This is a genomic window from Patescibacteria group bacterium (genome assembly GCA_035529375.1).
GTDB lineage: Bacteria > Patescibacteriota > Microgenomatia > PFEM01 > JAHIFH01 > DATKWU01.
The window spans coordinates 203,181-216,123 of sequence record DATKWU010000009.1 but is presented as its reverse complement, the minus strand read 5'-3'; the positions used below and the strand labels follow the sequence as shown (position 1 = coordinate 216,123).

The following is a 12,943-nucleotide window of genomic DNA, read 5'->3' as shown; positions in this document are numbered from 1 at the left end:
AAATCGCCAATGCCCACCGCTAAAATAAAGCGCCTAAACTGGGGACATGAATATAAAAATCTGCCACCATTAAATCTCCTGGAAACTCAGAGAGAGTCGTACCAATGGTTCATTAAAGAGGGGATTAAGGAGGCATTGGAAGAAATTTCTCCAATTGATGACTTTACCGGTAAAAATTGGCAATTGGCTTTCGGTGATTATTATTTTGGTAAACCTCGAGTAACTCCTTCTGAAGCTCTTAGGAAAGGTTTGACTTATGATATCCCTCTAAGAGTCGAAGCCACTCTGATTAACAAAAAGAATGACCGGAAGGTAACTCGAGAAGTTTTCTTGGGTGATATTCCCCAGATGACCGAAAGGGCGACTTTTATTGTTAACGGGATCGAGAGAGGGGTTATCAACCAGATTATACGCGCTCCGGGCGCGTTTTTCTTTGGTGAAATAGACCGGGTCAGCGGCCGAATGCTTTATAATGCGGAAATTCGTCCCTTACGAGGTTCTTGGCTGGAGTTTAAGATTAATCGCAACGACGTTATCAGTTGTCGTTTGGACCGAAGGCGAAAATTTCCTATCACAGTTCTTTTGCGGGCTTTTGGTTTAGTTAGTGATGAAGAAATTATTGATACTTTTAAGGATTTAATTAAGGAAAGTAACGATTATATTCTTGCCACTTTAGAAAAAGATTCAACTAAAACCAAAGAAGAAGCTTTAATCGAGATTTATCAAAAAATGCGACCGGGTGAGCCTGCGGTTTTGGATAACGCCCGAGAGATGTTTGAGAATATGTTTTTTGACAGTCGGCGCTATAACTTAGGTAAGGTTGGTCGTTACAAAATCAATAGGCGTTTGGATTTAAAAGTCGCCAATGAAAAAAAGAACTGGATTCTTCGTCAAGAAGACGTTATCGCCTCCATTCGTTACTTGATTAAACTCCAAAATGGTGAAGGGAGAGTTGATGATATTGATCACTTGTCTAATCGCCGGGTTCGCCGGGTAGGCGAGATTGTTACTGATACTGTTTTTCGGGTTGGCCTTCTTCGTTTAGAGCGTTCTATTAAAGAAAAAATGAGTTTGATTTCAACTGAGGAGAAGGCAAGTCCAGTTCAATTGGTTAATGCCCGGCCAGTCGTGGCTTTACTTAATGAGTTTTTCCGTTCCAGTCAACTTTCCGCAATTCTAGATCAGGTTAATCCCCTTTCCGAAATTGATAATTTGCGGCGACTTTCAGTTACTGGACCGGGAGGTATTACTCGAGAAAGAGCCAGTTTCTCGATTCGCGATATCAACGCTTCTCAATATGGCCGAATTTGTCCGGTTCGTTCTCCTGAAGGACCTAATATTGGTTTGGTGACTTATATGGCTCTTTATACTCGAGTGAACGAATATGGTTTTCTTGAAGCCCCTTATCGGAAGGTGATTAGAAAGAAGATTCTGGGGAAAGACCGAGTGAAAATTACCGATGAAATTGTTTATCTCCAAGCTGATGATGAACAGGAACATTATATTACTCATTGCGGTGTTCATACCGATAAGAATAGTTATATCATTGATAGTTGGGTACCGGTTCGTTATCAGGGCGAATTCCTTGAAACACCGGTGGAAAAAGTGGAATATATTGATGTTGTTCCCCGACAAATCGTGGGTACTTCCGCTTCTTTGATTCCTTTCTTATCCCATGATATGGCCAATCGAGCTTTAATGGGAACCAATATGCAATGTCAGGCAATTCCTTTAGTCAAGCCAGAGATGCCAATAATTGGTACAGGCATGGAGTCGGTTGTTCCCGAACAGATGGGTTGGGTTATTAGAGCTCGGCATGATGGTAAAGTCATTTATGTTGACAGCGAAGAGATTATCTTAAAAATTAATGGTAAGAAGAATGATCTTCAGGATACGGAATATATTAAAATCAAAGGTAGGGAAGAGATTTATTATCTAACTAAGTTTAAACGAACTAGTCCCAGTAGCACTTGTTACTCTCAGCACCCCTTAGTTTTGACTGGAGATTTAGTTAAAAAAGGTGATTTATTGATTGATGGACCGGCTTGTGATCAAGGTGAACTGGCTTTAGGAACAAACTTGGTGATTACTTATGCTTCTTTTGAGGGTCTAGGCTATGAAGATGCTATTGTTGTTTCTGATCGAGTTGTTAGAGACGATGCTTTGACTTCAATTACGATTGAGGAATATGAAGCCTCGGTGGTGGAAACAAAACTTGGTCCTGAAGAACTCACTCGGGATATTCCCAATGTCGGTGAGTCTGACCTGGCTAATCTGGCTGAGGATGGTATTGTAGTGGTTGGCAGCGAGGTTGGCACCCACGATATTTTAGTGGGTAAGATTGCTCCTAAAGGGGAAACAGAATTGACGGCTGAAGAAAGGCTACTAAGGGCGATTTTTGGTGAAAAAGCAAGAGAAGTTCGTGATACCTCTCTACGGGTGCCTCACGGAGAAAGAGGAACCGTCATTGATGTTCAGATATTGGATCGGATCAAGGGTGATGAACTCGAACCAGGGACTCTTAAGAAAGTAATTGTCAAAGTGGCCCAAATGCGACGATTAACTGCGGGTGATAAAATTGCTGGTCGTCATGGTAATAAAGGAGTTATTTCTAAGATTGTTCCCGAAGCTGACATGCCCTATCTGGCGGACGGTACACCTGTGGATATCATCATTTCTCCCCTCTCGGTTTTGACGAGAATGAATCTAGGTCAATTATTAGAAACTCACTTAGGCTGGGCAGCCAAGAAAGATGGCTATAAAGTTGATTTACCTGTTTTTGAGAAACTTAGTGAAGAAGAAATCGTTCAAGCTTTGAAGAAGGCAGGTTTACCGGTTGACGGTAAAGTCACTCTTTACGACGGACGAACAGGTGAAACCTTTGAGAAGAAAAGTGTAGTTGGAATTAGCTATATTCTCAAGCTGGCTCACATGGTTGAAGATAAAAGTCACGCCCGTTCAACTGGTCCCTATTCCTTAGTCACCCAACAGCCATTAGGAGGTAAAGCCCAAATGGGTGGTCAACGTTTGGGAGAGATGGAAGTTTGGGCACTCGAAGCCCATCGAGCGGCTAATACCCTTCAGGAAATGTTAACGATTAAGAGTGATGATGTTGTTGGTCGGGCAAAAAGCTTTGAAGCGATTGTTAAGGGAACAGAAATTCCGGAATCAACTGTCCCTGAATCTTTTAAAGTTTTGGTTAAGGAATTAAATAGTCTTAGCTTAAAAATTGAACCTACTGGCGTGATTGAAGAAAAAGAAAAAGAGGAAACAGAAGAAGAGTTGAAGGAAGAAGAAGAAGCGAGAGGGGAAGCAGAGGAATTAGCCCAAGCGTCAGGCGCAACTATTGTTAAAGAAAAGGAGGTAGAGTGATTTTTGGTAGAAAAATTGTTGATTTTTCTGGTTTAAGAATTAAACTGGCTTCGCCCCAGGAGATTAAGGATTGGTCTCATGGTGAAGTGACCAAACCAGAAACGATTAATTATCGAACTTTAAAACCAGAGAAGGACGGTCTTTTTTGTGAGAGGATTTTTGGTCCAACCAAAGATTGGGAGTGTTACTGTGGTAAATATAAACGAATTCGCTATCGCGGTATTATTTGTGATAAATGTGGTGTTGAAGTAACCCAATCTCGAGTCAGGCGAGAGAGAATGGGTCATATTAGCTTAGCCTCACCAATAGCCCATATTTGGTTTTTCAAAGGGATGCCTTCGAAATTATCCCTTCTTCTTGATATCTCTCCACGTGGTTTAGAATCGGTGATTTATTTCTCTCAATATTTAATTTTTGGAGTTGACGAGAAAAAACAGCAAAAAATAATTGACCGTTTAAAGAAAGACTTATTGGAAAAGAAAAATACCCTTAAAGAAGAGTGCGAAGGAAAGATCAGGGAAGCCAAAGAAAAAGTTAATAAAGAAAAGACCAGAATTAGAAAAGAAATTAAGGATAAAGAACGACAGACATTAGCTCTGGGAGAAATTGAACTTAAAACTAAACAAAAAATCCAAAATCTTCGGGATGAATATCTAGCTGAAGGAGAGCGGGCTGAAGAAATTTACCAAGCGATTATTAATCTTGCCAATGGTTTGAAAGAAAAAGCCCTTTTAAGTGAAGATGAATATTTGAAGCTGGTTGAGTATAAAGCAGCTGGTTTTTTCAAGGTGAATATGGGAGCTGAGGCAGTCATAGAAGCTATTAAAATGATTGATCTCGAGAAGCTAGCGGCTGATTTGAGGAAAGTAGTTAAGGAAAGTAAAGGTGCTCGTCATATCAAAGCGATTAAGAGATTGCAAGTAGTTGAAGGATTTAGAAAAGCTGAAATTGATCCAGCCTGGATGATTTTAAAGAATTTGCCCGTTATTCCTCCAGATCTACGACCGATGGTTCAACTTTCAGGTGGCCGGTTTGCAACTAGTGATTTGAATGATCTTTATCGCCGGGTTATCAATCGGAATAATCGTTTGAAGCATTTAATTGATTTAGGAGCCCCAGAAATCATTCTTCGAAATGAAAAGAGAATGCTTCAAGAATCAGTCGATACGCTAATTGATGCTTCCAAAAGGCCAATTCGTCGTTATCGTCGGGGTAACCAACCATTACGGTCTCTTTCTGATATGTTGCGAGGTAAACAAGGACGTTTTAGGCAGAATTTATTGGGTAAGCGAGTTGATTACTCGGGTCGTTCGGTCATTGTGGTTGGGCCAGAATTAAAGCTTAATCAATGTGGTTTACCGAAAGAAATGGCTTTGGAAATGTTTAAACCTTTTGTTTTACGAGAGATGATTTTGACCGGGATTGCTCCTAATGTTAAGAATGCCAAAAATGTTCTTGATCAAAAACCACCTGAAGTTTTTGATATTCTTGGAAGAATCACCAAAGATCATCCTGTTCTCCTCAATCGAGCACCAACCCTCCATAAATTAGGCATCCAGGCCTTTTACCCTGTTTTAATTGAGGGTGAAGCTATTCAAATTCATCCTTGTGTTTGTGCTGGTTTTAACGCTGATTTTGATGGTGACCAAATGGCGGTTCATATTCCTCTGAGCGCCAAAGCAAAGAAAGAATCTATAGATTTAATGTTCCCCGAACAAAATTTACTTAAACCTTCTGATGGCAGCCCGGTGACAATTCCGAGTAAAGAAATGGCTTTAGGTTGCTTTTTTGTCACTGCGGTTAATACTAAGTTGCCAATCTACCCAACGATTTTTGCCAGTCAAGTAGAAGTAATTTTAGCTTATCAGGGGAAGAAGGTTGAACTGCGTCGATTGGTTAAAGTTAAAATTGACGGCAAAATTATGGAAACCACTCCTGGAAGAATTATCTTCAACAAAATTCTGCCTAAAGAATTAGCCTTTATCAATGATGAAGTTAAAGGACCGACCGTGAAAGCTTTGATTACCCGAGCCATCCAGATCTGTCAGAAAAAGACGGTGGTCAATTTAGTCGATGATATTAAGATGATTGGTTTTTGGGGATCAACTCTTTCTGGTCTTTCAGTTGGGGTGATGGATTGCACAATGTTAGATGATAAAAAGAAGGTGATTGATCAGGCGAATCAGAAGGTGGCCGAAATCGAGAATAACTTTAATAAAGGATTAATTACTGATCAGGAAAAGCGACGTTTGACCCAAGAAGTTTGGATGGAAACAACAGAGGAATTGGCGGATAAAACTTGGGAAAAATTTGATTTGGAAAACAGTGTTCGCTTAATTATTGAAGCTAAAGTAGGCAGAGCTTCTAAAGAACAGGTTAAGCAACTTTCAGCCATGCAAGGGCTCGTGGTTGACCCTTTGGGTAAAATTGTTGAGTTGCCGGTCAAATCGAATTTCAGAGAAGGTTTATCGGTTTTTGAATACATTACTTCCGCTAGAGGTGGACGCAAGGGTTTAACTGATACGGCTTTGAAGACCGCTGATGCCGGTTATTTAACGCGGCGATTGATTGATGTCGCCCATGACGTTATTGTTCGTGAAGAAGATTGTGGGACGAAAGATTCAATTGAAATTAATCGTTCCGGCAAGAGGGGCGATAAGTTTTTGGAGAGAGCTTTGGGTCGGGTTTTGGCTAAGAAGGTTAGTGATCCTAAAACAAAGAAAATCATCCTTAAAAAAGGCGAGTTAATTACCGAAAATAATATTGGCCTTTTAGAAAAACACAATATCAATAATCTCCAAATTCGTTCACCTTTGACCTGCGAGACGAAGCATGGTATGTGTGTTCAATGTTATGGTTGGGATTTTTCCACTAAAACCATGGTAGAAATAGGAACACCAGTGGGGGTAATCGGGGCTCAATCAATTGGCGAACCAGGTACTCAGCTGACTTTAAGAACTCATCATTTTGGTGGGATTGCTGTTTCTGACGTGACTCAAGGTTTGCCGAGAGTTGAAGAGTTATTTGAAGCTAGAAAGCCCAAAATTTTGGCGCCCCTAGCCGAAATTGCTGGGAAGGTTGAAGTTTTGGAAACAGAAGAAAGTTATAAAATAAAGATAAAGACAGTTGGTGTTAAACCTCCTGAAGAAAAAGAATATCTTATTCCAGCCGTTAGTGAAATTAATGTTAGTGATGGAGACTTGGTTGATGCCGGAACTCAATTGGCGACTGGATCGCTTGACACAAGAGAAGTCTTAGAAGTCAGAGGCCTAAAAGCCGCTCAGGCCTATTTGATTGAGGAACTACAGATGGTTTATGAATCACAAGGAATTCAGATTCAAGATAAGCATTTTGAGGTGATTGTCAAGAAAATGAGCGATAAAGTTCGGATAGAAACTTCAGGCGATACTTCTTTGTTACCTGGTCAGTTTGTTAATCGGACTACTTTTGAAGAGGAGAATGAAAAAGTACTGGCGGAGGGTGGCGAGCCGGCCTCAGCTCAAGTGGTGATCCTGGGGATAAGTCGTTCTTCAATTTACACCGAATCCTGGCTTTCGGCTGCCTCCTTTGAAAGAACCACCATTGTTTTGACCGATGCCGCAGTTGAAGGGAAAGAAGATAAGCTACTTGGTCTTAAAGAAAATGTAATTATTGGTCGTTTAATTCCAGTGACTCCAGAGAGAGCTAAGATTGAAGAGTGAAAAACTCCTTTATTTGAACCTAAATTCATGATAGAATAAAAATATGCCAAGAATCAGTCAATTAATTCGTAAAGGCAGAAAGAAAACAAGAAAAAAGGTCAAAGCGGCTGCCTTGCGAAAAACTTTTAATGCCAAAGACAGGCGAATGACAGAAGCAACCAATCCCTTTAAACGAGGAGTAGTTCTTTATGTCAAAACAATGCCTCCTAAGAAACCTAATTCGGCTTTAAGAAAAGTGGCTCGAGTTAGGCTTTCTAATAAAAAGGAAGTGACCGCCTATATTGCTGGTGAAGGTCATAATCTGGCTGAACATGCGGTTGTTTTAGTTAGGGGTGGTCGAGTTAAAGATTTACCAGGAGTGAAATATCATGTGGTTAGAGGTAAATTTGATACGGCCGGCGTAGAGGACAGAAAAAAGGCTCGATCCAAATATGGTACCCGTAAGGGCGCCGCCGCCACACCAGCAGCTGGTGGCGGAAAGAGTGACGAAAGAACTGAGAAAAAAGGAGAAGAGAAAGGAGAAAACAATGAGAGGTAAAAGAGCACCAAAAAGAACGGTCGTTCCTGATGAAGTCTATAAAAGCCGGTTAGTGACCAAGTTGATCAATCGGACGATGCGTCAGGGAAAGAAATCAGTTGCCCAAAAACATGTTTATCAGGCTTTTAAACTTATTGAAGAAAAAACCAAAAGCAATCCTTTGGAAATTTTTCATCAAGCTTTGGAAAATGTTAAACCTCAAATGGAGGTTCGACCTCGTCGAGTTGGCGGTGCTGCTTACCAAGTACCGATACCGGTTAAAGGTGACCGGCGAGAATCACTGGCTATTCGTTGGCTTATTCAGGCCGCCCAAGCAAGGCCCAATAAGGAATACCATCACTTTTATGAGAAATTAGCGGTTGAGTTAATCGAGGCGGCTAAAAAAGAAGGCGGCGCGGTCGCTAAGAAAGAAGAAATTAATAAAATTGCTGAAGCTAATAAAGCCTTTGCTCACTTCAGGTGGTAATTTTTTTTATTCACCACGTTTGCTAAAATTGACTTAATGAAACAAAAAACGATTACGATTGTTTCTGGTTTACCTCGTTCTGGTACCTCAATGATGATGAAGATGATGAAAGCCGGTGGGATATCTGTTTTGACGGATAATTTGAGAAAGGCCGATGAAGATAATCCTAAGGGTTATTATGAATTTGAAAAAGTTAAACAAATTAGGCGGGATAAAACTTGGCTTAAACAGGCTCAAGGTAAGACCGTCAAGATGGTTTCTGAATTCTTAAAATATTTACCCAGAAGCTACAATTACAAAGTAATTTTTATGCAACGGAAGATGGAAGAGATTCTTGCTTCCCAAAGACAAATGCTTAAAAGAAGAGGTAAGCCAGTAAATAAAGCCAGTGATAAGAAGATGGCTGCCTTATTCAAAAAGCATTTAAAAGAGGCCAAATTATGGTTGGGAAAACAGCCCAATATTGAAGTCATCTATATTGACTATAATCAAGTTTTGAAAAAGCCAGCGAGTCAAGTAAAAAAGATTAACCAATTTTTAGATGGAACTCTTGATACTCAAGCTATGGCAAAGGTGATTGATCCCAAGCTTTACCGACAAAGAGGTTCTTGAGTAGAAGTCAGGATTCTATTATTTTTATTTTATTGCCTGCCCAAAAGCAATTTTTTAGTTTATGTCGATTAGAAAACCTAAAGTAAAAGCAATCTGTCGGGATTGTTGGGACGAAATGGAAGGCCCACTTTCCCTTAGAAAGAGTGAGATGGTTGCTTGGGCGAGAAATAGACTTGTTATCAGGGCTGAAGGTGATTTAGCCGAACTTTGTATTGAACACCACCAAACTAATAGGGTCGTAGGTAATTACAGATTACCTCAACATGACATTTTTGTTGTTTTTGATGGTTCAGGGATATTTGGGATGATGGAAGTAAGAAATTTTGCAAGCGGCCATCATTTCGAAACGGAAGATAATGAGATTCAACAAGAATTGCTTAAGGAAACAAGAAGCCTAGGGAAAGAGCGAGGTTATTAGGACATTACGCTTGAGTAATCAATAGGATTTTGTTAAAATGAGCTCGAAGCAAGCCTGCTTCTTGACAGAGGCGGTTTTTTATTTGCCTAAAAATTGATAAAATAAAGACAGAAAGATGGCCGAAAAAAACGAAACAGTTACTAAAAGAAAAGTCCCGATTGAAAAAGTTCGGAACATTGGTATTATTGCCCATATTGATGCCGGTAAAACGACCACGACCGAGCGGGTCCTTTATTATACTGGCAAGAGCTATAAAATCGGCGATATCGATGAAGGTACTACCCAGATGGATTGGATGGAGCAGGAAAAGGAACGGGGAATTACGATTATGTCAGCAGCGACAACCGCTTTTTGGCGTGACTATCGGATTAATATCATTGATACTCCTGGCCATATTGATTTTACGGCTGAAGTGGAACGCTCTTTAAGAGTTTTAGACGGTGGGATTGTTGTTTTTGATGCTGAAGAAGGCGTTCAATCTCAATCAGAAAAAGTTTGGCACCAAGCTGATGGCTATCACGTTCCTCGTCTCTGTCTCATTAATAAGATGGATAAATTGGGAGCAAACTTTGAACGGACAGTGGAAATGATTAAAGATCGTTTAGGGGCCAAGCCGATTGTTCTTACGATGCCGATTGGTAGTGAGAAAGATTTTGTCGGCGTGGTTGATGTCCTCAATCAAAAAGCCTTGATTTGGGAAGAAAAGGATAAAACCGGAGAGAAATTTGAAACCAAAGAAATTCCCGCTAATCTAATTGAGCAAGCGAAAAAATATCGAGAAGAATTGGTTGAGTTAGTGGCCGAAACCAATGAAGACCTCACAGAAAAATTTTTACGGAGTGAAGAAATTAGCCTTGAAGAATTAAAAACAGGCATTCGTCAAGCAACCATCGCTAATCAACTTGTCCCGGTTTATACCGGAGCCTCCTTGCGTAATAAAGGTGTCCAACCTATTTTGGATGGAGTGATCGATTTTTTACCCAATCCGCTTGATGTTCCGGCGATTAAAGGGACTAACCCTGAAACGGGTAAGGAAGAAAGAAGAACATGTGATCCTAAAGGTTCTTTTGCAGCTCTGGCTTTTAAAATTCAATCTGACCCCCATGTGGGTAGACTAACTTATATTCGTATTTATTCGGGAACATTAAAAGCCGGTGAGGAAGTTTACAATAGTACCAAAAAACGGTCTGAAAGAGTTGGGCGTTTATTACTGATGCATGCCAACAATCGAGAGCAAATTGAAACGGCTGAAGCCGGGGAAATTATTGCCATTGTTGGTTTGAAAGAAGCGGCGACGGGTGATACTCTCTGTGACAAAGCCAAGCCGATTGTTTTAGAATCGATTACTTTTCCTGAGCCAGTCATTTCTCTTGCGATTGAACCTAAAACCCGGGCTGACCAAGGGAAACTCGGTTATGCTCTTAATCGTCTTTCTGAAGAAGATCCGACTTTTCAAATCAAGTCTGATCGGGAGACTGGCCAGACAATTATTTCTGGTATGGGTGAGTTGCATCTGGAAATTATTGTTGACCGAATGAAGCGGGAATTTGGGGTCGAAGCCAGGACTGGACGGCCCCAAGTTGCCTATAAGGAAACGATTACCCGGATGGCTAGAGGCGAAGGTAAATATATTCGTCAATCAGGTGGCCGAGGTCAATATGGTCATTGTTTTCTTAGACTGGAACCTTTAGGTCGAGGCGAGGGCTTTAAGTTTACCAATGAAATTCGAGGGACAGCCATTCCTTCTGTTTACATTCCGGCGATTGAAAAGGGCGTTAAGGAGGCGATGGATAAAGGAATTTTAGCAGGTTATCCGGTGACTGATGTGTTTGTGGCTGTCTATGACGGCAGTTATCATGAAGTTGACTCTTCAGATATTGCTTTTAAGATTGCTGGTTCAATGGGTTTTCAAGATGCGGCTAAGCAAGCCAATTTGGTTCTCTTAGAACCGATTATGAAATTAGAAGTGACTACGCCTGATGGGTTTATGGGTGATGTTATTGGCGATTTGTCTAGTAAACGGGCTCAAATTCAGGAGACAGAGGCACGGGGCAATATTCGGGTGATTACGGTTCTCATTCCTTTGGCTGAAGTCTCAGGTTATGCCACAACTTTGAGGAGTATTACTCAGGGTAGGGCCAATCCCTATATGGAATTTTCTCATTATCAAGAAGTGCCGGCTAATATTACGGAAAAAATTGTTTCCGCCAAAACTGGAGCTGCTTCTGACAGAGGAAAATAAATAGGGCTTGCAAAAGAAAAAACAGTCTTGTAAAATACTCGAGAATTAGCTAAAATAGCATCAAGGAGAAAAAGTGGCTGAAAAAACAAAATTTAAAAGAGAAAAACCTCACGTTAATATTGGGACCATTGGTCACGTTGACCATGGTAAGACGACTTTAACCTCAGCAATTACCAAGGTTTTAGAGAAAGCAAATACGGGGACAAAATATATTCCCTTTGATCAGATTGATAACGCTCCTGAAGAAAAAGAACGGGGTTTGACAATTTCTATTTCCCACATTGAGTATGAGACGGAAAAGCGTCACTATGCTCACATTGACTGTCCCGGACACAAAGACTTTATTAAAAACATGATTACCGGTGCTGCTCAAATGGATGGTGCCATTCTTGTTGTCGCCGCCGATGATGGTCCAATGCCTCAGACTCGAGAGCATATTCTCTTGGCTCGTCAGGTTGATGTGCCAGCCATGATCGTTTTCCTAAATAAAGTCGATTTGGTTAAGGACAAAGAGATGCTTGATCTGGTTGAAATGGAAATTAGGGAACTTTTAACTAAATATAAATTCCCTGGTGACAAAATTGCGATTATTCGAGGCTCCGCCGCTAAGGCCCTTGAGGGCGATGCTGAAGCAGAAAAAGCCGTTCTTGAACTGATGAAGGCGGTTGATGAAAATATTCCGACACCTAAACGGCCTTTAGACAAACCCTTCTTGATGCCTCTTGAGGATGTTTTCTCTATTAAAGGTCGAGGGACTGTTGTCACTGGAAGAATCGAACGAGGTAAAATTAAAGTTGGTGATGAAATCGAAATCATCGGTCTTCGCGACACCCAAAAGACAACGGTCACTGGTGTTGAGATGTTCCGTAAAACTCTTGATGAAGGTGAAGCTGGTGATAACGTTGGTATTCTTCTTCGAGGAGTCGAAAAGAAAGACGTGGAACGAGGTCAAGCTTTAGCAAAACCTGGTACCATTAAGCCTCATCAAGAATTTGAGGCAGAAGTTTATATCCTTACCAAAGAAGAAGGTGGTCGTCATACCCCTTTCTTCAGTGGTTACAAACCTCAATTTTATGTTCGAACTACAGATGTAACCGGTGAAGTCACTCTCTCTAAGGGAGTAGAAATGGTCATGCCTGGTGATAATGCCAAGATGACAGTCAAGCTTATTCAGCCGGTCGCTATGGAAGAAGGCTTCCGTTTTGCTATCCGTGAGGGTGGTCACACTGTTGGGGCGGGAGCAATTAGTAAAATTATCGCCTAAGGAGAGAATGCCAAAGGGCAGAATAAGGGTACGTTTAAAAGCATATGATCATCGAGTCATCGATGAGAGTTGCGAAAAAATCTTAGAAACAGCCTTAGCTAGTGGTGCCAAAGTAGTGGGTCCTGTGCCTCTACCAACCCACCGAAAACTGATTACGGTTACCACCAGTCCCCACACTGACAAAGACGCCAGAGAACACTTCCAAATCCTCACTCATAAAAGATTGATTGATATTCTTGAACCAACCAGTAAAACAATTGACTCCTTAATGCATCTTGAACTTCCTTCAGGAGTGGATATTGAAATCAAAATGTAAATTTTAATATTAGT

9 protein-coding genes are annotated in these 12,943 nt (G+C 40.9%); all 9 read left to right on the top strand.

Annotated features, from left to right (window positions below):
* Positions 1–9: 9 nt before the first annotated feature.
* The 9 genes from rpoB (at position 10) to rpsJ (ending at position 12,929) form a co-directional block, all read left to right on the top strand.
* Positions 10–3,372, top strand: a complete 3,363-nt coding sequence (gene rpoB, locus VMY36_02380; GenBank protein ID HUV42732.1) for a DNA-directed RNA polymerase subunit beta — start codon at positions 10–12, stop codon at positions 3,370–3,372.
* Entirely contained in the window at positions 3,369–7,073 is a 3,705-nt protein-coding gene (gene rpoC / locus VMY36_02375; protein ID HUV42731.1) for a DNA-directed RNA polymerase subunit beta', read from the top strand. Before rpoB ends, rpoC begins: the two co-directional genes overlap by 4 nt.
* Before the next feature lie 43 nt (positions 7,074–7,116).
* Positions 7,117–7,611 (top strand): 30S ribosomal protein S12, encoded by a 495-nt coding sequence (gene rpsL, locus VMY36_02370; protein ID HUV42730.1) that lies wholly within the window; start codon positions 7,117–7,119, stop codon positions 7,609–7,611.
* Entirely contained in the window at positions 7,601–8,077 is a 477-nt protein-coding gene (rpsG, locus tag VMY36_02365; GenBank protein ID HUV42729.1) for a 30S ribosomal protein S7, read from the top strand. The genes rpsL and rpsG overlap by 11 nt, the downstream gene beginning before the upstream one ends.
* 36 nt (positions 8,078–8,113) lie before the next feature.
* Positions 8,114–8,689, top strand: a complete 576-nt coding sequence (locus tag VMY36_02360) for a sulfotransferase domain-containing protein (protein HUV42728.1) — start codon at positions 8,114–8,116, stop codon at positions 8,687–8,689.
* Positions 8,690–8,750: 61 nt separating this feature from the next.
* Entirely contained in the window at positions 8,751–9,107 is a 357-nt protein-coding gene (locus VMY36_02355) for a hypothetical protein (GenBank protein ID HUV42727.1), read from the top strand.
* Between the two features lie 115 nt (positions 9,108–9,222).
* Complete coding sequence (gene fusA / locus VMY36_02350) at positions 9,223–11,349, top strand: elongation factor G (protein ID HUV42726.1); 2,127 nt, start codon at positions 9,223–9,225, stop codon at positions 11,347–11,349.
* A gap of 73 nt (positions 11,350–11,422) precedes the next feature.
* Positions 11,423–12,613, top strand: coding sequence for an elongation factor Tu (gene tuf / locus VMY36_02345; GenBank protein ID HUV42725.1), 1,191 nt, complete (start codon positions 11,423–11,425; stop codon positions 12,611–12,613).
* Between the two features lie 7 nt (positions 12,614–12,620).
* Positions 12,621–12,929 (top strand): 30S ribosomal protein S10, encoded by a 309-nt coding sequence (rpsJ, locus tag VMY36_02340; protein ID HUV42724.1) that lies wholly within the window; start codon positions 12,621–12,623, stop codon positions 12,927–12,929.
* Positions 12,930–12,943: the final 14 nt, after the last annotated feature.